A 25459-nucleotide genomic window follows, 5' to 3' on the forward strand; every position below is an offset into this window, starting at 1 on the left:
ATGGGGTTCCAGCTCGCACCGACAGCAACTGCCGACGGTTTCCGCCTCGAAGCCCATGACGCCGTGGGCTCGACCAACGCACTGGCGCTGGAACGGGCGATGGCCGGCGACCCTGGAAAACTCTGGGTCGTTTCGAAGAAACAGGAAAGCGGGCGTGGTCGACGTGGCCGCGCCTGGGCGACGCCGGAAGGCAATCTCGCAGCGACCCTGCTCAAGGTTCTCGACCACGACCTGCAATATGCGGCGACGCTTGGCTTCGTCGCCGGATTGGCGCTTGCCGATGCACTCGACGCAGTTGCGCCGAATGCGCGCTTTTCGGTCGGCGTCGACGGCGGCAGCGGGCAGGGCGTCAAGCGTTTCGAGCTGAAATGGCCGAACGACGTCTTGGCTTCCGGCGCCAAGCTTGCCGGCATCCTGCTTGAATCGACATTGCTCGGGCAAGGCAGGCTGGCGATCGCCATAGGCATCGGCGTCAATGTCGTGGCGCATCCGACCGACGTGCCTTATCCCGCGACCTCGCTCGCCAGCCTGGGGGCTGGCGTCGATGCCGAGACCCTGTTCCTGGCGCTTTCCGATGCCTGGAGCGAGAACGAACGCATCTGGGCCGGCGGCAGGGGACTGGCGGCGATCCGCAAGCGCTGGCTTGCACGCGCGGCCGGCCTCGGCAGCGAAGTCGCGGTGCGGATCGAGGGAAATGTGGTGCGCGGCGTCTTCGAGACCATCGACGAGGATTGCCGCTTCGTGATCCGTGACACTAAAGGTGAGACGGTAAAGATCGCCGCCGGCGACGTGCATTTCGGCGCGGTTGCTTCGGCCGGCGCGGCCTGACAGGCCTGAAAGGATTTCTGGTATGGCTAAAGCGGAAAAAGCCGAGCTCGTATTCGTGCCGCTGGGCGGTGTCGGCGAGATCGGCATGAACTTCGCTCTCTATGGCTTCGGCCCGGCGAACAAGCGTGAATGGATCATCATCGACGTCGGCGTGACGTTCCCCGATGCGACGCTGCCCGGCGTCGACCTTGTGCTGCCCGACACGCGCTTCATCGAGGAGCAGCTGGAAAACCTCCGCGGCATCATCATCACGCATGCGCATGAAGACCATTACGGTGCGCTGCTCGACACCTGGCCGAAGCTGAAGGCACCTGTGTGGATGACACCATTCGCCGCCGGCCTGCTGGAAGCCAAGCGCCAGTCGGAGCAGGGTGCGCCGAAGATCCCGGTGACTGTCTATCGTGCCGGCGAAAAATTCACCGTCGGTCCGTTCGAGATCGAGGCGATCGCTGTCAGCCATTCGATCCCGGAGCCCGTGTCGCTGGCAATCACCTCGCCCGCCGGCACCGTGATCCACACCGGCGACTGGAAGATCGATCCCGCGCCCGAAATCGGCCCGATGACCGACGAGGCTCGCTTCCGCGCCTATGGCGACAAGGGCGTGCTGGCACTCGTCTGCGATTCGACCAATGCGCTGCGCGAGGGCGACTCGCCGTCCGAGCAGCAGGTCGGGCAGGGGCTGCGCAAGGTCATCGAGGAAGCCAAGGGCCGTGTCGCGGTCACGACCTTCTCGTCCAATGTCGGTCGCATCCGCTCGATCGCGGAAGCCGCGCGCGATGCCGGTCGACAGGTTCTCGTCATGGGCCGTTCGCTCAAGCGCGTCATCGACGTGTCGAGCGAACTCGGCTACATGGATGGGCTGCCCGAGTTCGTATCCGAAGAGGATTACGGCTACATTCCGCGCGAAAATCTCGTCGTCATCTGTACCGGCAGCCAGGGCGAGCCGCGCGCAGCACTCGCCAAGCTGGCGCGTGACGAGATGAAGTCGGTGGCGCTTTCGCCCGGCGACACCGTGGTGTTTTCCTCGCGCACCATTCCTGGTAACGAGAAGGCGATCCTCGAGATCAAGAACCTGCTCATCGACCAAGGCATCAAGATCATCGAGGACGGTGACGCGCTGGTCCACGTCTCCGGCCATCCACGCCGCTCGGAACTCAAACGCATGTATGAGTGGGTTCGCCCGCGCATCGGCGTGCCGGTGCATGGCGAGGCCGCCCACCTTGTCGGTCAGGGTTCGTTGATGTCGCTGTCGGGCATTCCCGAGGTGGCGCAGATCCGCGACGGCGACATGCTGAGGCTGTGGCCGGGAGCTGCCGAGATCATCGACCAGGTGCCGTTCGGCCGCGTCTACAAGGATGGCAAGCTGATCGGTTCCGACGAGGCAATGGGCATTCGCGACCGGCGCAAGCTGTCGTTTGCCGGCCATGTTGCAGTCAACGTTGTGCTCGACGACAAGTACGAGCTCGCCGGCGACCCGGATCTGGTGGCGATCGGCGTCGCCGAAACCGATTCTGCCGGCGAAGATCTCGAGGAGCTGATGCTCGATGCGGCAATCGGCGCCGTGGACTCGATACCCCGCGCGCGGCGAAAAGACCTCGACCTGGTGCAGGAAGCCGTGCGTCGCGCTGTGCGTGGTGCCGCCAACGAAGCCTGGGGCAAGAAACCGCTGGTGACGGTGTTCGTCACGAGGTGAGCGGACAGGGAGTGGAGAATAGGCAACAGACGGCTGTTGTGGCCGTTTCGTCCTGTTCCGCGCTCACTGGTCGCCATTCGCTGGGATTTGGAACCATGCTTGGACGTCTCAACCACGTTGCGATCGCCGTGCCCGACCTCGCAGCGGCAAGTGCTGTCTATCGCGATACGCTCGGCGCCAATGTCGGCGCGCCGCAGGCGCTGCCGGAGCATGGCGTGACCGTGGTCTTCATCGACGTCGGCAACACCAAGATCGAGCTGCTCGAGCCGCTGGGCGAGGGGTCGCCGATTGCGGCGTTCCTGGCCAAAAGCCCGTCGGGCGGCATGCACCATGTCTGCTACGAGGTTGACGACATCCTGGCCGCGCGCGACCATCTCAAGGCGACGGGCGCTCGGGTGCTCGGCGACGGCAATCCGAAGATTGGGGCGCACGGCAAGCCGGTGCTGTTTCTCCACCCCAAGGATTTCCAGGGCACGCTGGTAGAACTGGAGCAGGTATGACCTGGGTATCACTCGCAGCGATGTATTTTGTCTTCTGGTGGCTGACCTTGTTCGCCATCCTGCCTTTTGGCCTGAAGACCCAGGACGACGACCGTGACGTGACGCTCGGCACGGAGGCAAGTGCGCCGCGCGGACCGCATATGCTGCGCGCTATGCTGTGGACGACGGTGGTGACCGCTGTGGTGATCGGGGCGTTCTATTTCGTCACCAAGGGGCTGGGCTACGGCTTCGACGATTTCCCGCAGTTCATTCCCGAGATCAATTGACGCATTCCTAGGGGAGGGGAACGCAGTTAGTGTTGCTTCTCAGCGAAGCAGCATAAGCTGATGATTGCCCAAAAAAAATGCAAGGCACGAAGCCTTGCAATTTAAACGCGTCCGATCTGCTTTCCGTTGCCGGCGGCAGCGAGTTATCGCGCCTAGATCGCATCCTCCCAAGACTTTGACCGCGTAGGAGAGCGGATTTTTTCTCCGCCCTCTCGGTTATCGGGGCACATTAGACCAAGCCGAAATGAATTGTCACGCGGAATTTTGCTTCCTGGCGGGCAATCCTGTGCTGCGTTGCACAATTGATTGGCAAGTGCCCTCGATCAACCACAAAGCGCATTGTGACGCTGCGTCGAAACGGCATGCGCGGGTTTTCATTCCGCCTTGAAATGGCTATGAAGCCCGTTCAAGCAAGCCTCCTTGTCATGCCGATTCCGGCATCACCGATTTCATGGAACATTCGATGCGTCTGTCGCGCTATTTCCTGCCCATCCTGAAAGAGAATCCCCGCGAGGCGGAGATCGTTTCGCACCGGTTGATGTTGCGCGCGGGCATGATCAGGCAGCAGGGCCAGGGCAGCTTCTCCTGGTTGCCGCTGGGCAAGCGTGTGCTCGACAAGATCTGCCGCATCGTGCGCGAGGAGCAGGACCGGGCAGGGGCGCTGGAAATCCTGATGCCAACCATCCAGTCGGCCGAGCTGTGGCGCGAAAGCGGCCGCTATGACGACTACGGCAAGGAGATGCTGCGCATCAAGGATCGCAACGAACGCGACATGCTGTTCGGCCCGACCAATGAAGAGATGGTCACGGAAATCTTCCGGTCCTACGTCAAGTCCTACAAGGATCTGCCGCTCAACCTGTACCACATCCAGTGGAAGTTCCGCGACGAGATGCGTCCGCGCTTCGGCGTCATGCGTTCGCGCGAATTCCTGATGAAGGACGCCTACTCGTTCGACCTCGACTACGAAGGCGCGAAAGCTGCCTACAACCGCATGTTCGTTTCCTACCTGCGCACCTTCACCCGGATGGGTCTGCAGGCGATCCCGATGCGCGCCGACACCGGCCCGATCGGCGGCGATCTCAGCCACGAATTCATCATCCTGGCCGAGACGGGCGAAAGCCAGGTGTTCTGCCACCGCGACTACCTTGCTTTGCCTGTGCCGGGCGCTGCGACCGATTTCGCCAATGACGGCGAGATCGACGGCATCGTCAAGCAGTGGACGACGCCTTATGCGGCAACCGAAGAGATGCATGACGAGGCCGCGTGGGCGGCAGTGCCCGAGGCCGACAAGGTATCGGCGCGCGGCATCGAGGTCGGCCACATCTTTCACTTCGGCGAGAAGTATTCCAAGCCCATGGGCGCCAAGGTCATGGGCCCCGACGGCAAGGAGCATTTCGTGTCGATGGGCTCCTACGGCATCGGCCCGAGCCGCCTGATCGCAGCGATCATCGAGGCAAGCCACGACGAGAACGGCATCATCTGGCCGGAGGCTGTGGCGCCGTTCGACATCGGCCTGATCAACATGAAGGTCGGCGACGCCGACTGCGACCGCATCTGCGACGAGCTTTACAAGGCGTTCGAAGCGGCCGGCAAGGACGTGCTCTATGACGATACCGACCAGCGCGCGGGCGGCAAGTTCGCGACCGCCGATCTGATCGGCCTGCCCTGGCAGGTCATCGTCGGCCCGCGTGGTGCGGCTGCCGGCGAGGTCGAGATCAAGAACCGCAAGTCCGGCGAGCGCCTGACGCTGCCGGTGGCCGAGGCGCTGGCCAAGCTGGGCGCCAACGCATGAACCAGGCGGTGGCGGCGAAACCGGCAGGGGCTGGGCCTTTCTCGGTGTTCGAACGCATGGTGGCATGGCGCTACCTGCGTTCGAAGCGCAAGGAGACGGTGATTTCCGTCATCGCTTCGATCTCCTTCCTCGGCATCATGCTGGGTGTCGCCACGCTGATCGTGGTGATGGCGGTGATGAACGGCTTTCGCGCCGAGCTGCTGACCCGCATCCTTGGCGTCAACGGCCATCTTGTCGTAACCGCGACCGACACGCCGCTCGAGGATTATGCAGCGGTCGCTGACCGCATCAATGGCGTGGCGGGCGTGAAATACGCGATCCCGCTGGTCGAGGGCCAGGTGCTTGCCCAGGGCAATGTCGGCGCCGGTTCCGGCGCACTGGTGCGTGGCATCAGGGGCGACGACTTGGGCAAGGTGACCTTGGTCGCCAACAACATCAGGCAGGGTTCGATCGTTGGCTTCGACCAGGGCGAGGGCGTGGTGATCGGCAAGCGCATGGCCGAGAACATGGGGCTGGTTCTGGGCGATTCCATCCGGCTGATTTCGCCCGACGGCGACGTGACACCGATGGGAACGACGCCGAGAGCCAAGGCTTATCCGATCACCGGCATCTTCGAAGTCGGAATGTCGGAATATGACAGCTCGATCGTGTTCATGCCGCTCAACGAGGCGCAGCTCTACTTCAACTCCGAAGGCAAGGTCGGCTCGATCGAGATTTATGTCGACAATCCCGACAATGTCGACGCGCTGAAACCCAAGGTCGAGGAAGCGGCGCAACGGCCGATCTTCCTCACCGACTGGCGCGAGCGCAACCAGACTTTCTTTTCGGCGCTGCAGGTCGAGCGCAACGTCATGTTCATGATCCTGACGCTGATCGTGCTGGTGGCGGCGCTCAACATCATTTCCGGCCTGATCATGCTGGTGAAGGACAAGGGCCGCGACATTGCCATCCTGCGCACGATGGGGGCGACACGCGGCGCGGTGATGCGAATCTTCCTGATGACGGGAGCTGCCATCGGCATGACCGGCACGCTCGCCGGCGTGCTGCTCGGCGTCGTCATCTGCCTCAATGTGGAGCGCATCAGACAGTTCTTCTCCTGGCTGTCGGGCACCGTGCTGTTCAACCCCGAGCTCTATTTCCTCAGCCAGCTGCCGGCCAAGATGGACATGAGCGAGACCATCTCTGTTGTGCTGATGGCACTGGTGCTGTCGTTCCTGGCGACGCTGTTTCCGGCATGGCGGGCGGCAACGCTCGATCCGGTCGAAGCCCTGAGGTATGAATGATGGGCATCGAGCATGTCATCGAGCTCAAGGGCGTCGAGCGCCACTATGAGCAGGGTTCGCGCAAGCTGACGATCCTCAACAATGCCAGCTTCGCGCTGAAGCCCGGCGAGATGGTGGCGCTGGTGGCGCCTTCGGGTGCCGGCAAGTCGACGCTGCTGCACACGGCGGGGCTGCTCGAGCGGCCCGACGCCGGCGACGTCATCCTGAATGGGCGTGCCTGCGGGCGGCTGTCGGACGATGAGCGTACTGCCATCCGTCGCAACGACGTCGGCTTCGTCTATCAGTTCCATCACCTGCTGCCCGAATTCTCCGCGCAGGAGAATGTGATGATGCCGCAACTGGTGAAGGGCCTGTCGCGCAAAGAAGCGGCCGAGCGTGCCGGTATGCTGCTCGACTACATGAAGATCGGCAAGCGGGCGCAGCATAGGCCGTCGGAGCTGTCAGGCGGCGAACAGCAGCGCGTGGCGATTGCACGCGCGGTGGCCAATGCGCCGCTGGTGCTTTTGGCCGACGAGCCGACCGGCAATCTCGACCCGGTGACGGCGGGTTATGTCTTCGACGCGCTTTCAGCACTTGTGCGGCAGTCGGGCTTGGCGGCTCTGATCGCCACCCACAACCACGAGCTTGCAGGACGCATGGATCGTCGCGTTACGCTTTCCGAAGGCAAGATCGTGCCATTGTAGGGCTGCCTTTCTTCCGTCCACGGTGTCTCCAGAAGCGAGCTGCTGCCCGCTTCACATCTCGTGCGGTCCGTTACCGCTGGTGGTCCGCGGCCCTTCTCACAAGGCAGGCTAACGCGGCCGCATGCTCTGCGGTTGCCTCGCGCCCGCGAGTTTCCATTCCGCCACGAAATGGCTATGAAGCCTGTGCACTGAAGCTGTGCGCCGATTCCGGCGCAACGTTCCTCATTTTGCGGACCAGCCCATGCGTTTGTCGTGCAGTTTCCTGCCCCGGCAGGTCATCGTCGGACCGCGTCGTGTTGCCGCCGGCGAGGTCGAAATCAACCGCAAGAGCGACACGCGCGAAACGGTTCTACTGGCCAGCACCCTCCAGCGCCTGGGCGTTGCCGCATGAGCCAGACAAGCGCAGCCAAGCCGGCAGGCGCCGGACCTTTTTCGACTTTCGAGCGCATGGTGGCGTGGCGCTATCTGCGCTCGCGGCGCAACGAAATGATGGTATCGGTGATCGCCTCGATCTCTTTCCTTGGCATCATGCTGGGTGTCGCCACGCTGATTGTCGTGATGGCGGTGTTGAACGGTTTCCGAGCGGAGTTGCTTTCGCGGATTCTTGGCATCAACGGCCATCTCATCGTCACGCCGGTCGATTTGGCGCTGGAGGACTATGCCGAGCTTGCCAAGCGGATCATTGGTGTCCCAGGCGTCAAATACGCCATTCCAATGGTCGAAGGTCAGGTGCTGGCACGGGGCAATGTCGGCGCCGGTTCCGGCGCGCTGGTGCGCGGCATCCGCGGAGAGGATCTCGGCAAGATCACGCTGGTTGCCAATAACATCAAACAGGGGGCCATCGCCGGTTTCGATACGGCCGGCGGCGTCGCAATCGGCAGCCGCATGGCTAGGAATCACGGCCTGGCGCTGGGCGACATCATTACGGTGATCGCGCCTGACGGCGATGTCAGTCAGCTTGGCACGACGCCACGCCTGCAAGGCTATGCGGTCACGGCGATCTTCGAAGTCGGCATGTCGGAATACGACGCCTCGATCGTGTTCATGCCGTTGTCTGAAGCGCAGACGTACTTCAACTCCGAAGGCAAGGCGCAGAGCCTCGAGGTCTATCTCGACAATCCCGACAATGTTGACGCGATCAGGTCCAAGGTGGAGGAGGCGGTACAGCGGCCGATCTTCCTGACCGACTGGCGCGAGCGCAACCAGACCTTCTTTTCGGCGCTGCAGGTCCAGCGCAACGTCATGTTCATGATCCTGACGCTGATCGTGCTGGTGGCGGCGCTCAACATCATTTCCGGCCTGATCATGCTGGTGAAGGACAAGGGCCACGACATCGCCATCCTGCGCACGATGGGGGCGACACGCGGTGCGGTGATGCGCATCTTCCTGATGACGGGAGCTGCCATCGGCATGACCGGCACGCTCGCCGGCGTGCTGCTCGGCGTGGTCATCTGCCTCAATGTCGAGCGCATCAGGCAGTTCTTTTCCTGGCTGTCGGGTACCGTGCTGTTCAACCCCGAGCTCTATTTCCTCAGCCAGCTGCCGGCCAAGATGGATGTCGGCGAGACCATCTCGGTGGTGCTGATGGCACTGGTGCTGTCGTTCCTGGCGACGTTGGTTCCGGCATGGCGGGCGGCCGCGCTCGATCCGGTCGAAGCCCTGAGGTATGAATGATGGGCATCGAGCATGTCATCGAGCTCAAGGGCGTCGAGCGCCACTGACGCTTGCCGAAGATGCCCGGCGCTTGAGCCGGACGAATCTGTTCTCAACCGCTGTCCCTATCGCCTGATGACGCCGTTGCCTGTTCGTTAACGAGCGAAGGTCTCGGTTCGCCTGGATAAACCCTTCATTTACTGTCGAATCGGTTGCGGCGAGTGGCTGCTGCCGGATGCAATGGCTCGCGTTGACATTTGAACAAAAATAGAACAAATTGCGAACATATTAAAAACAGGAGCAACAGATGACCGAGCTGGTACAGGATGTCATTTCGATGGTCTGCATGAGCACCTTCCTTGTCACCATGGCTGTGTGGATCGGCGCACTCTGATTGGAGTGCCTGATGAGCAGCGCGAGCTGAATCCCAACCTGAAACAGAGCGCCGGGTAAATGCCGTCACCGTGCGGGCTGAATTCGCCACGACGGAAAAGACTGAGCCAGCGCCGCCTGGCGCAAAATGAGTTGAATCAAGCGCGGATCTCAGCTGCCGCGCGGGAAGGCGGCCTCAGGCCGTCTTCCGGACAGCGGTCGCGGTGGTTTCGGCCGGCCCGAATATCTCTTCGAAGGCAGTTTTAAGCGCGACATCCAGGTCATCAATGGTCACCGGTAGGCCAAGGTCGACGAGGCTGGTAACGCCGTGGTCGGTGACGCCGCACGGCACGATGCCGGAGAAATGGCCGAGCTCCGGTTCGACGTTGATGGCGATGCCGTGGAAACTGACCCAGCGGCGAAGACGGATGCCGATGGCTGCGATCTTGTCTTCCGCCGGCGAGCCGTCAGGCAGGGCCGGGCGGTCGGGCCGCACCACCCAGACGCCGACGCGGTCCTCGCGCCGTTCGCCCTTCACGTTGAAGGCGGCAAGCGCCGAAATGATCCAGGATTCGAGTGCCGCAACGAAGGCGCGGACGTCCTCGCGCCTTCGCTTGAGGTCGAGCATGACATAGGCCACGCGTTGGCCGGGCCCATGATAGGTGTATTCGCCACCGCGCCCGGTCTTGAAGACTGGAAACCGGTCGGGCTCGACAAGGTCCTGTTCCTGGGCGCTGGTGCCGGCGGTGTAAACAGGCGGGTGCTCGACGAGCCAGACCATCTCGCCTGATGTGCCCTGGCGAATCGCATCTGCGCGCTGTTCCATGAAGGCGAGCGCCTGATCGTAGGGCGTCAGGCCTGGTTCGATTCGCCATTCGACCGGTGCTGAACCGGGAAGGGCAAGAAACGACGTGGCGATCAGGCTGCGTTCGGTCATTCTGGGGGTCCGTTCGTCGACCTGATATGGCGGCTTGAGGATAAAACGTCCAGTGGTCAGGCTTAGAAAGCCGGCTATCGCAGCCTCCGTCATGCGGCTTCCCTTGGGGTATGCAAGAATGATGGACGAATATCGCACAGGGCGCTTGTTTCCCCGGAAACGATTTGCTACATGCCGCGAGCCGGTTCGGACCGGCCCTTCGTGACAGTGCGGTCGTGGCGGAATTGGTAGACGCGCAGCGTTGAGGTCGCTGTGGGGCAACCCGTGGAAGTTCGAGTCTTCTCGACCGCACCAGTCACTCCTAAGCGGAAATATCCGCTTCACCGGCCAGACGTGCCGGCAGGCTGAAAAGCCGGAAACTCCTCAATCATCAAACACGTGCAGGATGTTGACGGCCGTTTTTAAGGTTCCGTCTGAACTGCTGCAGCCAGGTCGGCCATCCACAAGCCTCCGTCATCATGATGTGGCGGCGCGTAGGCGCGGCCCTGCGGAATCGTTTCGAAGCGGGCGCCTGTTTCGTCGGCAAGATAGTCGTAGCCGATCGGCTGGTCGCGAAGCTGCGGATCGAGGTGATTGTAAAGATCGCGGCGCGCCGTACGCCTGACCGGCGCAATCATCTTGAGATGATAGAGGTTCAGGTCGCAGTGCCGCTCGAGATAGCGGCCGTCGCGCGGATACCAGCATGCATGCATGCCACGGTCGGGCAGTTCGGCTGCATCAAAGGCGGGGAAGAGCCGGTAGCGGACCTTCTGGCCCCAGATGCCGTCGATGCGATAGGCGTCTGGCTCGTAGAGTTCGCGCAGGTTGAAGCCCCAGGCCGTCGGCTTGCGCGGATACAGCAGCCTGCGAATGGCGGTCGCAGCGCCGATCTCGAATCGCTCGTCCGGATCCATGGCAAGAATCCAGTCGGCGCCGGCGGCCCGCGCAGCGCCGATGAGGGTGCGCTGGCGCTCGAACTCGCTGCTGACAATCCCGGTGGAGGCGCGGTCGTCCAGCGCGACCCAGCCGTCGACGATCGGATCGATGTTGGTCAGCAGGTCGGGCACCAGATGGGCGTCGTAGCGGTAGCTGAAAACGGCAAGAACCGTCTGCCGGCGGCGGAAAAAATCGCGCCAACGGCGTCGGCGCTGTGGCTTGGGGGTGACGGTGATCATGGCCGCAGCCCGTGCCGGCTCAGGGGAGCGATGACAGATTTGTCCCTGCTGTCGGCCGCCATCAAAACGCCGGCGGCCTTGGCGAGCAGGCTGAGCCGCAGGATGGGCATGGCCCGCAGCGTCTGGATCAGTTCGTCGCCGGAGAGCCCCGCCATGGCCAGTTGGCGGGCGGGGCGGTGCTGGCGCAGCACATCGCGGGCGATCTTGCGCAAGGATTTACCGGACAGCCGGTGCATTTCACGGCCGTAGTTGGTACCGCGCTGATACTGGTCGATCAGCAAGCGCAAGATCCTCGTTTCGTTGAGATGGACCGTTCTTATGTCGCCATCCCAGGCCGGCTTGAGTTCGGCGGGCAGGCGCAACAGGAATTCGCTGTCCTCGCCGGTCGCCATCGTCTCGTCATAGAGGCCATGACGCGCAAACAGGCCGCGCTCGAAGGAGGCGCCATAGCGAATCGCCTGTTCCTCCGGCAATCCGGGCAGGCGGCGCATGAACAGGCTGAGATGGGCGGCGCAGGCGACCAGATTTTGCGGCTTGCTGTTGATCACAGCACTGGCGACGACAGGCGCGCCGGCCTTATGGCGTGCAAGGCGGCGCTCGACCCAGCCGGGTGCGGCGCGGCAATCATCGGCGAGGAAGGCGACGTAGGGCGCCCTGGTTCGTTCGATGCCGCGGTTTCTGGCGGCACCGACATAAAGGCGCTCCTCGAATTCGACGAAGGCGACGTCGAGGCCGTGGCGGCGGAGCAGGGCGCCGATGTCACCGCCGCCGGAATTGACGACGAGAATGTCGGTCGCCACCGACTGTTCGCGTAACGAGCGGACGGCGCCGACGATTTCCGCCGGGGCCCGGTAGCCAATGACGATGGTGGCAAGTTCAGGGGCAGGTGCTGGTTGTGACGACATTCAGTGCGCGCATGTTATCCACGGTACACTGCGATCGTCCCTTCGCAATGCAGGGACGATAACACACATTCCGTCGCGCTCAAGTCGTGGTGTCTGTCTTAAGGGTCGACGCCATGCGAACAGGGCGTGGCGTCGGCGGTGACGTGCGCCGCATCGCCGCCGGCCAGACGGCGATGCCCAGGGATGGTGGAGCCGGGCAAGCTCGCGAGCTGAAGCAGTGTGCCGGGGCGGCTCTGCGCGCTTGAGACCTGGCAGAGCCGGCTTTCGTCAGCGCCCGCGCCAGGCGAGCAGGCGCATTGCGTTTGCGGTGACCAGCACGGTCGCGCCTGTGTCGGCCAGGATCGCCGGCCACAGGCCGGTGATGCCCATGATCGTCGTCACCAGGAAGACCGCCTTGAGGCCGAGCGCGATGGTGATGTTCTGGGCGATGTTGCCCATCACCGTCCTGGACAGTGCGATCATGTCGGGGATGTCGCTGACGCGGCCATGCAGGATCGCGGCGTCGGCCGTTTCGAGCGCGACATCTGTGCCGCCGCCCATGGCGACGCCAAAGTCGGCCGCGGCCAAAGCAGGGGCGTCGTTGATGCCGTCACCGACCTTGGCGACAACCTGGCCCTGCTTCTGCAGTTCGCGCACGATGCGCTGCTTGTCGTCTGGCATCAACCCGGCGCGGACGTTGATGCCGAGTCCCTTGCCGATGGCTTTGGCAGTGGCCTCGTTGTCGCCGGTCAGCATGACTGTGGCGATGCCATCGTCCTTGAGCCGGGCGAGAGCGGCGATGGCATCGGCGCGCGGCTCGTCACGCATGGCGAGAATGCCCGCGACCCTGCCGTCGACGAGCAGCACCGAGACTGTCTTGCCGTCGGCATTGAAGGCGGCGATCCGCGCCTTTTGTTCGGCTGACAGCCCGGCCATTTCTTCGGCAGCACCAGGTGAGGCGAGGAAAACCTCCTCGCCGCCGACCCTGGCTGTCACGCCCTTGCCGGCGATGGCCTTGGCGGCATTGGCCGGTGGTATTGGCACGCCATCGGCCTTGGCGCGCCCGAGGATGGCCAGCGCCAGCGGATGGCTGGAGCCTGTTTCCAATGCGGCGGCGCGCGACAGGACATTGGCCTCGGAGAGGCCGATGCCGATGATGTCGGTGACTTTCGGCTTGCCTTCGGTCAGCGTGCCGGTCTTGTCGAGCGCGACCGTGGTGACGCGGCGCATGCCCTCGAGCACGGCGCCGCCCTTGAGCAGCAGGCCGCGGCGGGCGCCGGCGGACAGGCCGGCGGCGATCGCGGCAGGCGTCGAGATGACCAGCGCGCAGGGACAGCCGATCAGCAGGATGGCGAGGCCCTTGTAGATCCACTCCGACCAGTCGCCGCCGGCAACCAAAGGCGGCAGGATGGCAACCAGCGCGCCGACGACGAGGACGGCAGGGGTGTAATAGCGCGAGAAGCTGTCGATGAAGCGCTCGGTAGGCGCCTTGCTCTCCTGCGCTTCCTCGACCAGCTTGATGACGCGGGCAATGGTGTTGTCGGCGGCAGCTGCGGTAACGCGGACCCGGAGCACCGCATCGGTGTTGATCGTGCCGGCAAAGACGTCGTCGCCTGCACTCTTCGACTTGGGCACGCTCTCGCCGGTGACAGGGGCTTCGTCGAGCGTGCTCGATCCTTCGACGATCATGCCGTCGGCGGCAACGCGGTCGCCCGGCCGGACCAGCATGATCGCGCCGACCTGAAGCGTGTCGGCGGCAACTTCGCGCGTCGTGCCACCTTCCTCGACCAGGGCGGTCTTGGGGACGAGGTCGGCAAGGCCGCGAATGCTGGCGCGTGCGCGGCGGGCGGCGACGCCTTCGAGCAATTCGCCGATGAGGAACAGCAGGACGACCATCGTTGCTTCTTCGGTCGCGCCGATGAACACCGCGCCGACGGCGGCGATGGTCATCAAGGTCTCGATGGAGAACGGCGTGCCCGATATGGCACCGGCATAAGCGCGGCGGGCGACCGGCACCAGGCCGACCGCAAGTGCTGCCAGAAAAGCCCAATGCCCGATCTGAGGCAAGAGCTGGCCGATGGCGTAGGCGGCGACAAGTGCCGCACCGCAGGTGATGGTGAGCTTGGCCTTGCGCGATTTCCACCACGGGCCGTCGTCGAGGTCGAAATGATCGTGGCCGGCCCCGGCAACACTTGCCGCCGCCGCGCCATGGTCGTGTCCGGAATGGTGGCCATGATCGTGGCCGGAATGGTCGCGACCTGCATGGTCATGGCCGGCGTGGTCGTCATGGCTGTGGTTGTGGCCGACGTGGTCGTGGCTGCAGTTCGGGCCGTGCTCATGGACACGAGCCGTCGGTGCCGCGGTCCTGGCTGCGCCCACTTCGGCAACCGAGTAGCCAAGTGCCTTCACCTGTTTCGAGATGGCGGCGGAGGGGGCGGGGCCCTGATGGGTGACGATCATGGTGCCGGCCGACACCGAAATGCCGACCTCGGTGATGCCGGGCAGGCGGCTGACCGCGTTTTCGATCTTGGTCGCGCAAGAGGCGCAATCCATGCCGCCGACGCGGAAGCGTGTCTTGCCGTGGCTGGCGTCGTTCATTTCAGGTCCTTTCAATCCTATATGAAGCGATGCTAGAATCTCTAGCCACTAGAGGATCAAGAGGATTTTTCGATGAATCTGCCGATTGGCGAATTGGCGCGGCGAACCGGTGTCAAAGTGCCGACGATCCGCTTCTACGAACAGATTGGGCTGATCGCCGCGCCGCCGCGCACCGAGGGCAACCAGCGCCGCTATGGCAAGACCGAGATCGACCGGCTGAATTTCATCCGCCACGCCCGCGAACTCGGCTTCGAAGTCGATCACATCCGCGAACTGCTTGCCATGTCACAGGAGCCGCAGGCCTCCTGCCATCAGGCCGACAGCATCGCCCAGTCGCATCTGCTTGAGGTCGACCGTCGCATCGAGAAGCTCAAGCGGCTGCGCGGCGAGCTCGCCCGCATGATCGACGAGTGCGGCCATGGCCGTATCTGCGACTGCCGCATCATCGAGGTTCTGGCCGATCACGGCCACTGCGCCGCCGATCATGTGGCCTGATTGAGACAGGCGCGCGCCGCCTGTTCGAAGTGCTGCGTCCGGGCCGTATTTCATTTGATATTCCGGCCCTTTGCGGGCTAGGGATAACCCACCTCGAATCCCGAAATCCGCAAGCGGGAAGCGCCGATGGAAGCCCGACACGACCATAGCCACGGCGCCGACGCCGCTGACGCTGTCCGCGCCGAAATCTATGGCGATGACGGGGTGATTCTCGCGCCGTTCCTGGCCCATATCGGGGCGGCAATCGCCGACCGCGATACGCTGACGCTGAAGCGCGACGTCTCCGTCCTGCACCAGTCCGAACTTGGCGACCTGCTGGAGGCGCTGCTGCCGGAACAGCGGCTGGCGCTTGTCGAGCTGATGGGCTCGGACTTCGACTTCTCGGCGCTGACCGAGGTCGACGAGGCGATCCGCCTCGACATCGTCGACAACCTGCCCAACGAGCAGATCGCCCAAGCCGTCCAGGAACTCGATTCCGACGACGCGGTCTACATTCTCGAGGATCTCGACACCGAGGACCAGGACGAGATCCTGGCGCAGCTGCCGTTCACCGAACGTATCCGGCTGCGCCGTTCGCTCGACTATCCTGAGGAATCGGCCGGCCGGCGCATGCAGACCGAGTTCGTCGCCGTGCCGCCTTTCTGGAGCATAGGCCAGACGATCGACTATCTGCGCGACGACAAGGACCTGCCCGACCGCTTCAGCCAGGTCTTCGTCATCGACCCGACCTTCAAGCTGCTCGGCGCTGTCGACCTCGACCAGATCCTGCGCACCAAGCGCGCAGTCAAGATCGAAGAGGTGATGCACGAGACGCGCCATGCCATTCCTGCAACGATGGACCAGGAAGAGGCGGCGCGCGAATTCGAGCAATACGATCTGCTTTCCGCGGCCGTCGTCGACGAGAACGAGCGTCTTGTCGGCGTGCTGACCATCGACGATGTCGTCGACGTCATCCAGCAGGAGGCCGAGGAAGATCTGCTGCGCATGGGCGGTGTCGGCGACGAAGAGTTGTCCGACACGGTGGCGGCGACGTCGCGTTCGCGCGTGCCCTGGCTGCTGGTCAATCTCGGCACCGCTTTCATCTCGGCATCCGTCATCAGCCAGTTCGGCGCGACGATCGAGGAAATGGTGGCACTGGCGGCACTGATGCCAATCGTCGCCTCGCTCGGCGGCAATGCCGGCACGCAGACGATGACGGTGACGGTGCGCGCACTCGCGACCCGCGACCTCGACATCTACAATGCCGGCCGCGTCATTCGCCGCGAGGTGATGGTCGGTCTGCTCAACGGCGCGGTCATCGCGACCATCCTGGGCCTCGTTGCCGGCCTGTGGTTCCACAACCCGGACCTCGGCTTCGTCATTGCAGCGGCGATGATCCTCAACATGCTGGCGGCGGCACTCGGCGGAATCCTCATTCCGTTGCTGCTCGACAAATTCGGCGCCGATCCGGCGATCTCGTCATCGATCTTCACGACGATGATCACTGACGTCATCGGCTTCCTGGCCTTCCTCAGTCTCGCCACCTGGTGGCTGCATCTCGGAACCGCTCCGGGATAGTTGTGCTCGATTGACTTTTACGTAAATCGCGTGCCAGACTCCGCGAGGGATCGGTGACGGTTCCTCGGCTTGCGCGGATCAGTCGCGCGGCATGATCGCCTCGGCTAGTGCCCGGCATGAATTTGAGGCGGGGCGATAGCGTCCGCCGGGTGGAGAGACGATGCGGGAATATTACTCGATTACCGAACTGACCCGGGAATTCGACATTTCGACGCGCACGCTGCGCTTCTACGAGGATGAGGGGCTGGTCCAGCCCGTCCGCCGTGGTCGCACCCGCCTGTTCAGACCATCCGATCGGCATCTCATTCGCCAGATCATGCGCGGCAAAAGGCTCGGCTTCTCGATCAACGAGATCCGCGAGATCATCCAGATGTATCGCGAGCCGCCCGGCGAAGTCGGTCAACTCAAGCTGATGATCAAGCGCATCGAGGAGAAGCGCGAGGACCTGCGCCAGAAGCGCCGCGACCTCGAGGAGACGCTGGCCGAGCTCGACCAGGCCGAGGAATCCTGCGTCGAGCGGCTGGTCGAACTCGGCGTCAACACCTGACGCCCGATCCGGTCACGCTCTGCGGGCGGCAGCCCGGACTCGCCTACGGCATTGTGGTATGGTCAACTACCCCTCGGGAGTAGCTCCAATGTCCATGCTCGTCAGGACGGTTCGCGACTGGCCGGTCGTGAGCTTCGTGCTGCTGGCATTCACGATCACCTGGATAGGCTTCATTCCGTTCTATCGGGCAGGCGGCGAAGACATCGCCTGGTTCACCTTCGGCCCGTTTGTCGCTGCCATCGTCATTTCGGCTGTCCTGGGCGGCTGGCCAAGGGTACGTGCCCTGCTTGCCTCGGTTGTTAAGTGGCGTGTGCCTCCGGTGTGGTACCTGGTGGCGATCGGCATGCCGCTGGCGGTGCAACTGCTTGCGATCTGGCTCAATCCGATGTTCGGCTCGGCCCCGCCAGACTGGGCGAATGTGCCGGCCGTCACGGAAATCGCCGTCATGGTCGCGTTGCTCATGGTTTTCAGCGGTCCGCTTGGCGAGGAGCCGGGATGGCGGGGCTTTGCACTGCCCTTGCTTCTCGGCGAGCGCGGAGCGCTGAATGCCAGTCTGGTGCTCGGGCTGATCTGGGCGGCCTGGCACCTGCCGCTGGTGCTGCTGAACGACTACAGCATTTCCAGCGCGCTCAATGTCATGGCGGCAGCGGTGGTGTTCACGTGGCTGTACCAGAACTCGGCCGGAAGCGTGCTGCCGGCGATCCTGATGCATGCATCTCACCAGAACAGCGTCCGCTATCTCGGCCGCGTGTTTGAAGGCGGCGATGCGGCCCAGCATCAATGGATCGGCTTGATCTTATGGCTGGTGTTCGCGCTGGCGATCGTCGCCGTCTATGGGACGAGCAGTTTTCTCCGAAAGCAAGCGACCGCCGTCGCCGGTTAGATCCAGCGCCGGACCTTCTTCGCGTAATCGATGTATTTCTTGCCGAAACGTGCCTGCAGGTGCTTTTCCTCCGGTACGATGGCGAGCTTTTGCGTGGCAAAGGCGGCAATGAGGGCCAGCGCCAGGAACCAGACATTTGCGGTGATCAGCCCGATGGCGATCATCAGCAGCGTGTTGGCGAAATAGATCGGGTTGCGGGTGAAGGAGAAGGCGCCCGACGTGACCAGATGCTCGGACGGCCTGTCGGGGCGGATGGTGGTCTTGGCCCGCTTCAGCGTCTGCATGGCCGAATAATAGATCGCAACAACGCCGGCAACCGCCAGCCAGCCGGCGGCAAAAAGCAAGTCCGACAGCGGTTCGGTGATCCACGGCAAGGGATAGAGCAGTCCGAGCACCGCCGCCACCACGATTGCTGCGAGGTAGAGGATCGGCGGCCATGGCACCTTGCTGGGGGCGGCGTTGGGATTGGTCACTGCGCTCCTCCTGGTATCGTCTGATTTTCGGTGCTTGTCGTGCACATGGCGGCGGTCTGCCCGACATGGGCCTTCAACTTCGGGCTCTGGTCGGAGGCATAGAGCCGATCGAACGAATCATCCTTCTGCAACTCGTCGAGCATGCAGACACAGTAGCGCGAGCAGAAATCGGTGTCGCGGCTCTGCTCGCAGGAAAGCTGGCAGGATTTCAGGAAAGTGACCTCGCGGGTTTCGACCGGGGCCGGGAAGAGCTGGGCGAAGAGCCAGACCAGCGAGATCATCACCGGCTGGTGAATGAGGTAAAAGGCAAGGCTGTGGCGACCAAAGAAGGAGAGGGGGCGCGACCAGGCGCCGGGCTGAAGCCGCGCCATCTTTTCGATCAGGCCTGCCCTGAGCGCCAGTCCGGCGACGCCGATGCCAGCCAGCACCGCGCCGAAGAAGGGGAACAGCGGGACGAAATCGTTGGAGCGCGGGTTGGCGGTGGAAAGGCCGATCCAGACCAGGGCCGGGTGATTGAACGCCTCCGAGCGCAGATAGTGGGGTGCTACGATCACCAGAGCAGCGGCGATCAGCGTCAGCACCGGCGGGACGCGTAGGAAGGCAAGGCCAAGCACGCTGGCGAGCGCGATATGATGCAGGATGCCGAAGAAGATGAAGGTGTCTGGCGTGGCGAACCAGGTGGCGACGGTGATCGCTAGTGCCGCCGCTGTCACCATGGCGAGCCGCCTGAAATAGCCGGGCCAGCGGATGCCCTTGGCATGTGCCAGCACCAGGCTGACACCGACGAGGAACAGGAAGCTCGAGGCGATGCAGCGCGCGAACAGCTTCCAGTTGCCATAGGCGGTCATGCCCGGATCGGCATAACCGAAGAATTCGAGGTCCCAGGCGAAGTGGTAGATCGCCATGGCGATCAGGGCTACGCCGCGGGCGATGTCGATGACCGATACGCGCCGAGAAGGTGCTTTGATCTGGTCGGGGTCCGGTTGCATCGTCATGTTGTTCGCTTCTGCGTTTTCGGGTGTTGCAGCGCCCATGCAGCACTATCATGGTTGAAGCGGGGCGGAAGAGAGCAGAACTGTCTGTCGTGCACAGGGTTAAGCAATTGATGGGGCGGGCATGAGCGGACGAAAGATGGCGCTGACCGAGGAGCTGGTGGCGCGTTGCCATCGCGAGGTCGCTGACACGGGCCCCGACCCCGATGCGATGCATCTCGACGACGCCGACTATGAGGTGATGATCGACGAGACGCTTGCCGCGCGTCCCGGCAATGGACCGTTGTGGCTGTTTGCCTATGGATCGCTGATCTGGAAACCCGAGGTGGAGCACACCGACGAAAGGGTGGCGCTGGCGCGCGGCTGGCACCGTTCGTTCTGCATCAACATGACCCGCTGGCGCGCCACAAAGGCTGAGCCTGGACTGATGATGGGCATGGATCGCGGCGGCCAGTGCAAGGGCGTGGCGCTCAGGCTGACGGACGGCGACCGCCGCGAGCAGCTGGACAAGCTGTTTCGCCGCGAGATGACGCTGAAACCCTCCACCTACAAGCCGCGCTGGCTGAAGCTCGCCACCGATGAAGGTCCGTTGACCGCGCTCGCCTTCGTCATCAACCGCAAAGGCCACGCCTATGCCGGCGCGCTGGGCGAGGACGCGGTGGCGGAGCGACTGGCGACGACCTGCGGCCATTGGGGTTCGGCTGCGGACTATCTCTATAATGTGGTCAGCAACCTCGAGCAGCGGGCGATCCACGACCGGCATCTGTGGCGGCTCCAGCATCTGGTGGCCGAGCGAATCGTGGCCCGCGGATGATCGCCGGAACGCCGCTTTCGAGCGCGGCGGCGTCGGAATTTGGTTTGCCGCCCAAGCCATTTGTTTCTATAGTTGCGGCGTCGTCGGTTCCGTTACGGAATCAAGAGGGAATGCGGTAAGGGCCATTTGAAGGTCCAAAGCCGTGGCTGCCCCCGCAACTGTATGCGGTTAGCTCTCCTCAAATGCCACTGAAGCTTGCTTCGGGAAGGCGGGGAAGGGTGCCGATCCGCAAGCCAGGAGACCTGCCGGCGACAGGCACTTATCTCTGTGCCCTCGGGTGGAGGGCGAAAGGACTTGTGATGAACACTGTTTCTGCTCTCGGCACCGACGTCTCTTCGCAGTCGCGTAGCATGCAGCTGGCGCTTGCCGCGCTGCTCGGCCTTTTCGTTGTTGGCTTCCTCGGGTTCTCGCATATGGACGTGGTGCACAACGCTGCCCACGACTATCGCCACTCGATGGCTTTCCCCTGCCACTAACCAAGGCGATCCAACAATGTCCATCTTCAGAAACGTCGTGTTCATCGCGGCGATCAGCGGGCTATTGGCAGGCGTGGTCCTTGCCGCACTCCAGACCTATGCAACCGTCCCGCTGATCCTCAAGGCGGAGACCTATGAGAACGCCGGCGGTGGCCATGAGCACGCCGCGGCACCAGTTGCCGGTACTGAGGCGACCGCCCCTGCGGCCGGCGCCGAAACCACGGCGGCACAGACTGCGGCGCCAGCCGAAGAAGAAGCCTGGGCTCCGGCCGACGGCGCTGAACGTTTTGCCTATTCGGCGCTCGCCAATATCGTCAGCGGCATCGCTTTCGGCCTGATCCTGATCGCCGTTTCCGAGTTTGCCGGTGGCATCGCCAACTGGCGCCAGGGCGTGTTCTGGGGCTTTGCCGGCTTTGCCGTGTTTACCCTGGCTCCCGGTCTTGGCCTGCCGCCGGAGCTGCCGGCGATGCCGGCCGCCGATCTTGGCGCACGCCAGATCTGGTGGACGCTGACCGTCGTCGCCACCGCGGCGGGTCTCGCGCTGATCGCCTTCAAGCAGTCGCTGCCGCTGGCGATACTCGGTGTGGTGCTGATCGTTGCGCCGCACATCGTCGGTGCACCGCAACCGGAAAGCCACGAGTCGCCGATTCCAGCAGACCTGCACCACAGCTTCGTCGTCGCCGTCACCATCACCAATCTGGTGTTCTGGGTCGTGCTGGGTGCGGTGGCGGGCTATGTGCGCAACCGCTTCATGAGCGAGCCGGCGCCGTCTCTGAACAGCCGCCTTGCCTGAGATGCTGACCCTCCTGCTCGGCGGCGCGCGCTCCGGCAAGAGCGCGCATGCCGAGCAGCTCATCACCCAATTTCCTGCGCCGTGGACCTATGTTGCCACGGCGCAGGCTTATGACGACGAGATGCGTGAGCGCATTTCGATCCATCTGGGACGCCGTGGCGAGGGCTGGCGGACGCTCGACGCGCCGCTGGATCTGGTCGGCGCGCTCGCCAGCCTGCCCGATGGCGCGCCTGTTCTGGTCGACTGCCTGACGCTTTGGCTTACCAATCATCTGCTGGCCGATCATGACGTCGAGGCCGAATGTGCGGCGCTCGTCGAGGCACTGTCGCGTCCGCGCGGGCCGTGGTTCGTGGTCTCCAACGAGGTTGGGCTCGGCATCGTGCCCGACAATGCACTGGCCCGCCGTTTTCGTGACGATGCCGGCAGGCTCAATCAGAAGGTGGCGGCCGTGGCCGAAGAGGTGCTGTTTCTTGTCGCCGGCCTGCCGATGAAGGTGAAATGATGAAGACGATCGACGAGCAGGAAGCCGAACGTCACCGCGCCAAGATGGCCAAGCGCAAGGCGGTTCAGGATGCCGAGGTCGCCGGCAAGACCATCGTCGAGAAGGGGCTGCTGATCGTCAACACGGGTCCCGGCAAGGGCAAGTCGACCGCGGCATTCGGTCTGGCGCTGCGCATGCTGGGTTATGGCCAGCGGGTTGGCGTCGTGCAGTTCATCAAGGGCGCCTGGCATTCGGGCGAGCAGGACGCATTCGCCGCCTTCGGTGACCGCGCCGTCTGGCACACGATGGGCGAGGGCTTTACCTGGGAGACGCAGGACATCAAGCGCGACATCGCCGCCGCCGAAGCAGCCTGGGCAAAGGCGCAGGAACTGCTGGCCGACCCGACAATTTCGCTTGTCGTGCTCGACGAGCTCAATATCGCACTGCGCTATGACTATCTCGATCTGGAGGCGGTGGTCGCGACGCTGAAGAACCGTCGCGAGGGCCTGCATGTCGTGGTCACCGGCCGCAACGCCAAGCCGGCGCTGGTCGAGGCTGCCGACCTTGTCACCGAGATGGGCGCGACCAAGCATCACTTCTCGGCCGGCGTGAAGGCTCAGAAGGGAATCGAGTTCTAGCGCTGCTGTGTCAGAGCCAGATGGCGAAGCCGATCAGGCCGATGGCGCCGACCAGGATGGCGTCGGCGGTCCAGTAGAGGCGGAGTGCTGCGCGGATATCCCGGGCATTGGCGTCCCGGCGGCCGCCCGCGCCCATGAAGGCGTCCTCGACCAAAACGCCGCCATAGGCGCGAGGGCCGGCAAGGGCGAGGCCGAGCGCGCCGGCCATGGCGGCCTCGGGCCAGCCGGCATTGGGTGAACGATGTTTTTGGGCGTCGCGCCAGACGGCCTCCCAGGCGGCCTTCGGGTCGGCGCCGGGCACGAGAAAGGCGGCGAGCACGATGGCAAGCGCGGTCAGGCGTGAGGCCGGCAGGTTGATGAGGTCGTCGAAACGGGCGGCGGCCCAGCCGAAGGCTCCGTGGCGGCTGGTGCGGTGGCCGATCATCGAATCGGCGGTGTTGGCCGCCTTGTAGGCGGCACCTCCAGCGAAACCTGAGATGGCGAGCCAGAAGGCAGGTGCGGTGATGCCGTCGGAGAAGTTTTCGGCCAGGCTCTCGATTGCGGCACGGCTGACGCCTGCTTCGTCGAGACGCTCGGGGTCGCGGCCGACGATCTGCGACACGGCCTTGCGGCCGGCAATGATACCGCCGCTGTCGAGCGCGTCGGCGACCGCCTTCACATGGCTGCCGAGGCTGCGCTGGGCGACGAGGCTGGAAGCGGCGATGGCGGTCAAGAGCATGCCGAGGGGCAGCAAACCGAACAGCCGCTCCAGGGCGAAGGCGATTGTGGCGGGCACTGTGACGATGACGACGAGGGCGGCGACACCCCAGATGCGGCGCTGAGCGTCGGTATCGGTGGCTCGGTTGAGGCTGATGTCGAGAAAGGATATCAGCTTACCGATCCAGATGACCGGATGACCGATCTTGCGCACAAGCCGGTCCGGATAGCCGAGACCGAGTTCAACCAGAAGCGACAGGAAGGCGAGCGGAAAAGACATGACGCTTCTTGCAGGACGTAGGACAGGGACCGTGGACCACGGCGGCAGCCTGGAACGGGCGAGGGCGCTGTTTCCGGGAGCGCCCGAGCCATTCGTCGACCTGTCGACCGGGATCAATCCAAACTCCTATCCGCTTTTCGAGCTGCCTGCCACAGCCTTGTCGCGCCTGCCCGAGCCGGGTCGGGCGCGCGACCTCGCAGCGGTTGCCGCAACTGCTTACGGTGCGCCCTCGGCCGCCCATGTGGTGCCGGCGCCGGGCACGCAGATTCTATTGCCGCGCATCGCCTCGCTGGTGCGGTCCGGCCGCGCCCTCGTGCTCGGGCCGACCTATCAGGAACACGCCCGCGCCGCTGCGATCGCCGGTCATCAGGTGGCCGAGACGCGCGATTTCGGGCAGCTTTTCGACGCCGACCTCGCCGTCGTGGTCAATCCGAACAACCCTGACGGCCGTGTCGTGCAGCGCAAGGACCTGCTTGAACTGGCCGCCAGCCTGCGCGCCCGCGGTGGGCTTCTGGTCGTCGACGAGGCGTTCATGGACGTCGGCCCGCAGGCGCAGAGCCTTGCCGGCGACGTCGAACATAGTGGCCTCGTGGTGCTGCGCTCCTTCGGCAAGTTCTACGGGCTGGCCGGCATCCGTCTCGGCTTTGCACTGGCCCACCCCGATATCGCCGGTCGACTGGAGGAAGAGCTCGGGCCCTGGTCGGTGGCCGTACCGTCGCTCGAGTATGGCATCAAGGCACTGTCGGATGCTGACTGGCAGCGTGAGATGCGGACGACGCTGGCGCATGCCGCGCATCGTCTCGACCAGGCCTTTGCCCGCGCTGGCGTGATCGTCACCGGTGGCACGTCGCTGTTCCGCCATGTCGACATTTCCGACGCCGCCGGGCTGTTCAAGGCACTGGGGCGCGAGGGTATCCTGGTGCGCGGTTTCACCGATCGACCGACCCAGTTGCGCTGCGGCCTGCCGGGCCACGAAGTCGAGTGGCGGCGGCTTGACGTGGCCCTGGGTGACTGGGCGCAGGACCGGGAAGCGGCGAAGAAGGAGGCTGCGCCGTGATCTTTGTCTGCCCGCTTTCGAAGGTCGACGAGACAGTTGCGCGCATCGGGGCCGAGCGGCTTGTCTCACTGCTTTCGGCCGGAATGGAAATGACGCGGCCAGTGTCGATCCGCGCCGAGAATCACCTTTTGATGAACATGCACGACATCGCGGTCGAGCAGGACGGCATGACGCTGCCCGGCGAGGCCCATGTGCGGCAATTGCTCGATTTCGCTCGCGCCTGGGACCGCTCGCGGCCGCTGGCGATCAATTGCTGGGCTGGTGTAAGCCGGTCGACGGCGTCGGCCTACATTATCGCTGCGGCATTCGATCCGTCGCGCGACGAGACGGAGCTTGCCCTGCTGTTGCGGAGACTTTCACCAACGGCAACGCCCAATCCGCGGCTGATTGCGGTGGCAGACCACGTTCTGGGACGCAACGGGCGCATGGTGACGGCGATCGCCGCCATCGGTCGTGGCGCCGATTGTTTCGAGGGCGTGACATTCGGGCTGGAGGTCTAGGCGGTCAGGGTTCAGCTTGGCTGGTCGTACGTCCTTCAGGGCCCGCCCGCCGATGGGCTGTGCACAACAGCGCAGACCGTTCGGGCTCACACCTCAGGATGAGGCCGGTCGTGCGACCCTTCACCCCGTTGAGC

At 64.0% G+C, this 25459-nt stretch carries 27 protein-coding genes, 1 tRNA gene and 1 riboswitch; of the genes, 21 read left to right on the plus strand and 7 right to left on the minus strand.

The features are described from left to right. The 9 genes from IG197_RS25500 (at position 1) to IG197_RS25540 (ending at position 8719) form a co-directional block, all read left to right on the plus strand. Positions 1-828: a biotin--[acetyl-CoA-carboxylase] ligase gene (locus IG197_RS25500; RefSeq protein WP_192315669.1), complete on the plus strand. Its 828-nt coding sequence runs from the start codon at positions 1-3 to the stop codon at positions 826-828. 22 nt (positions 829-850) lie between these two features. Then, complete coding sequence (locus IG197_RS25505) at positions 851-2521, plus strand: ribonuclease J (RefSeq protein ID WP_192315671.1); 1671 nt, start codon at positions 851-853, stop codon at positions 2519-2521. A gap of 95 nt (positions 2522-2616) precedes the next feature. Further along, entirely contained in the window at positions 2617-3021 is a 405-nt protein-coding gene (gene mce / locus IG197_RS25510; protein ID WP_192315673.1) for a methylmalonyl-CoA epimerase, read from the plus strand. Beyond that, positions 3018-3287: a DUF1467 family protein gene (locus IG197_RS25515; protein WP_192315675.1), complete on the plus strand. Its 270-nt coding sequence runs from the start codon at positions 3018-3020 to the stop codon at positions 3285-3287. The genes mce and IG197_RS25515 overlap by 4 nt, the downstream gene beginning before the upstream one ends. A 463-nt stretch (positions 3288-3750) precedes the next feature. Further along, positions 3751-5079 (plus strand): proline--tRNA ligase, encoded by a 1329-nt coding sequence (gene proS, locus IG197_RS25520; RefSeq protein WP_067966358.1) that lies wholly within the window; start codon positions 3751-3753, stop codon positions 5077-5079. Continuing rightward, positions 5076-6362, plus strand: a complete 1287-nt coding sequence (locus IG197_RS25525; RefSeq protein WP_192315676.1) for a lipoprotein-releasing ABC transporter permease subunit — start codon at positions 5076-5078, stop codon at positions 6360-6362. The genes proS and IG197_RS25525 overlap by 4 nt, the downstream gene beginning before the upstream one ends. Further along, a complete protein-coding gene (locus IG197_RS25530; protein ID WP_067960781.1) occupies positions 6362-7045 on the plus strand; it encodes an ABC transporter ATP-binding protein in 684 nt (227 codons plus the stop codon). Before IG197_RS25525 ends, IG197_RS25530 begins: the two co-directional genes overlap by 1 nt. 241 nt (positions 7046-7286) lie before the next feature. Further along, a complete protein-coding gene (locus IG197_RS25535) occupies positions 7287-7436 on the plus strand; it encodes a hypothetical protein (RefSeq protein WP_192315678.1) in 150 nt (49 codons plus the stop codon). Next, a complete protein-coding gene (locus tag IG197_RS25540; RefSeq protein ID WP_192315680.1) occupies positions 7433-8719 on the plus strand; it encodes a lipoprotein-releasing ABC transporter permease subunit in 1287 nt (428 codons plus the stop codon). Before IG197_RS25535 ends, IG197_RS25540 begins: the two co-directional genes overlap by 4 nt. A 547-nt stretch (positions 8720-9266) precedes the next feature. Here the strand turns inward: IG197_RS25540 and lipB are convergent. Next, the gene (gene lipB, locus IG197_RS25545; RefSeq protein WP_192315682.1) at positions 9267-10007 is read right to left on the minus strand and encodes a lipoyl(octanoyl) transferase LipB; all 741 of its coding nucleotides are present in this window, start codon (positions 10005-10007) and stop codon (positions 9267-9269) included. Positions 10008-10216: 209 nt separating this feature from the next. Between lipB and IG197_RS25550 the strand changes: the two genes are divergently transcribed. Beyond that, a tRNA-Leu gene (locus IG197_RS25550) sits at positions 10217-10301 on the plus strand. A 107-nt stretch (positions 10302-10408) separates the two neighbouring features. Here IG197_RS25550 and IG197_RS25555 read toward each other — a convergent pair. From IG197_RS25555 to IG197_RS25565, 3 genes are all read right to left on the minus strand, one after another. After that, positions 10409-11161 (minus strand): hypothetical protein, encoded by a 753-nt coding sequence (locus IG197_RS25555; RefSeq protein ID WP_192315684.1) that lies wholly within the window; start codon positions 11159-11161, stop codon positions 10409-10411. Continuing rightward, positions 11158-12066 (minus strand): glycosyltransferase family 2 protein, encoded by a 909-nt coding sequence (locus tag IG197_RS25560; RefSeq protein ID WP_192315686.1) that lies wholly within the window; start codon positions 12064-12066, stop codon positions 11158-11160. The genes IG197_RS25555 and IG197_RS25560 overlap by 4 nt, the downstream gene beginning before the upstream one ends. A gap of 267 nt (positions 12067-12333) precedes the next feature. Then, positions 12334-14643 carry a heavy metal translocating P-type ATPase gene (locus IG197_RS25565; protein WP_192315688.1) on the minus strand — a complete coding sequence of 770 codons (2310 nt, stop codon included), beginning with the start codon at positions 14641-14643 and terminating at the stop codon, positions 12334-12336. 72 nt (positions 14644-14715) lie between these two features. Here IG197_RS25565 and IG197_RS25570 point away from each other — a divergent pair, with 72 nt between their 5' ends. The 4 genes from IG197_RS25570 (at position 14716) to IG197_RS25585 (ending at position 18125) form a co-directional block, all read left to right on the plus strand. Next, positions 14716-15138, plus strand: coding sequence for a helix-turn-helix domain-containing protein (locus IG197_RS25570; protein WP_154383897.1), 423 nt, complete (start codon positions 14716-14718; stop codon positions 15136-15138). A gap of 126 nt (positions 15139-15264) precedes the next feature. Further along, complete coding sequence (gene mgtE / locus IG197_RS25575) at positions 15265-16695, plus strand: magnesium transporter (protein WP_192315690.1); 1431 nt, start codon at positions 15265-15267, stop codon at positions 16693-16695. 160 nt (positions 16696-16855) lie between these two features. Then, positions 16856-17242: a MerR family DNA-binding transcriptional regulator gene (locus IG197_RS25580; protein WP_055969316.1), complete on the plus strand. Its 387-nt coding sequence runs from the start codon at positions 16856-16858 to the stop codon at positions 17240-17242. A gap of 127 nt (positions 17243-17369) precedes the next feature. Next, the gene (locus tag IG197_RS25585; protein ID WP_246765245.1) at positions 17370-18125 is read left to right on the plus strand and encodes a CPBP family intramembrane glutamic endopeptidase; all 756 of its coding nucleotides are present in this window, start codon (positions 17370-17372) and stop codon (positions 18123-18125) included. Here the strand turns inward: IG197_RS25585 and IG197_RS25590 are convergent. Beyond that, on the minus strand, positions 18122-18598 hold the full coding sequence (locus IG197_RS25590) for an isoprenylcysteine carboxylmethyltransferase family protein (RefSeq protein ID WP_067960808.1): 477 nt from the start codon (positions 18596-18598) through the stop codon (positions 18122-18124). The two genes, IG197_RS25585 and IG197_RS25590, sit on opposite strands and share 4 nt — an antisense overlap. Continuing rightward, positions 18595-19593, minus strand: coding sequence for a DUF1624 domain-containing protein (locus IG197_RS25595; protein WP_246765246.1), 999 nt, complete (start codon positions 19591-19593; stop codon positions 18595-18597). The genes IG197_RS25590 and IG197_RS25595 overlap by 4 nt, the downstream gene beginning before the upstream one ends. A 121-nt stretch (positions 19594-19714) precedes the next feature. Between IG197_RS25595 and IG197_RS25600 the strand changes: the two genes are divergently transcribed. The 5 genes from IG197_RS25600 (at position 19715) to cobO (ending at position 22792) form a co-directional block, all read left to right on the plus strand. Continuing rightward, on the plus strand, positions 19715-20404 hold the full coding sequence (locus tag IG197_RS25600; RefSeq protein ID WP_192315694.1) for a gamma-glutamylcyclotransferase: 690 nt from the start codon (positions 19715-19717) through the stop codon (positions 20402-20404). Between the two features lie 67 nt (positions 20405-20471). Then, positions 20472-20669, plus strand: a riboswitch (cobalamin riboswitch). A 34-nt stretch (positions 20670-20703) separates the two neighbouring features. Next, complete coding sequence (locus IG197_RS25605; RefSeq protein ID WP_067960811.1) at positions 20704-20880, plus strand: CbtB-domain containing protein; 177 nt, start codon at positions 20704-20706, stop codon at positions 20878-20880. A gap of 16 nt (positions 20881-20896) precedes the next feature. Further along, positions 20897-21673, plus strand: coding sequence for a CbtA family protein (locus tag IG197_RS25610; RefSeq protein ID WP_192315696.1), 777 nt, complete (start codon positions 20897-20899; stop codon positions 21671-21673). Between the two features lies 1 nt (position 21674). Continuing rightward, positions 21675-22175, plus strand: a complete 501-nt coding sequence (cobU, locus tag IG197_RS25615; protein ID WP_371746562.1) for a bifunctional adenosylcobinamide kinase/adenosylcobinamide-phosphate guanylyltransferase — start codon at positions 21675-21677, stop codon at positions 22173-22175. Continuing rightward, positions 22175-22792, plus strand: a complete 618-nt coding sequence (gene cobO, locus IG197_RS25620) for a cob(I)yrinic acid a,c-diamide adenosyltransferase (protein ID WP_192319976.1) — start codon at positions 22175-22177, stop codon at positions 22790-22792. The genes cobU and cobO overlap by 1 nt, the downstream gene beginning before the upstream one ends. Before the next feature lie 10 nt (positions 22793-22802). Here the strand turns inward: cobO and cbiB are convergent, their stop codons facing one another. After that, a complete protein-coding gene (cbiB, locus tag IG197_RS25625) occupies positions 22803-23768 on the minus strand; it encodes an adenosylcobinamide-phosphate synthase CbiB (RefSeq protein ID WP_192315700.1) in 966 nt (321 codons plus the stop codon). A 31-nt stretch (positions 23769-23799) separates the two neighbouring features. On the opposite strand from cbiB, the gene cobD reads away from it, so the two are divergent. After that, positions 23800-24825 (plus strand): threonine-phosphate decarboxylase CobD, encoded by a 1026-nt coding sequence (cobD, locus tag IG197_RS25630; protein ID WP_246765247.1) that lies wholly within the window; start codon positions 23800-23802, stop codon positions 24823-24825. Next, on the plus strand, positions 24822-25325 hold the full coding sequence (locus tag IG197_RS25635) for a tyrosine phosphatase family protein (protein WP_192315704.1): 504 nt from the start codon (positions 24822-24824) through the stop codon (positions 25323-25325). The genes cobD and IG197_RS25635 overlap by 4 nt, the downstream gene beginning before the upstream one ends. Positions 25326-25459 lie beyond the last annotated feature (134 nt).

This window comes from Aminobacter sp. SR38, from assembly GCF_014843375.1.
GTDB lineage: Bacteria > Pseudomonadota > Alphaproteobacteria > Rhizobiales > Rhizobiaceae > Aminobacter > Aminobacter ciceronei.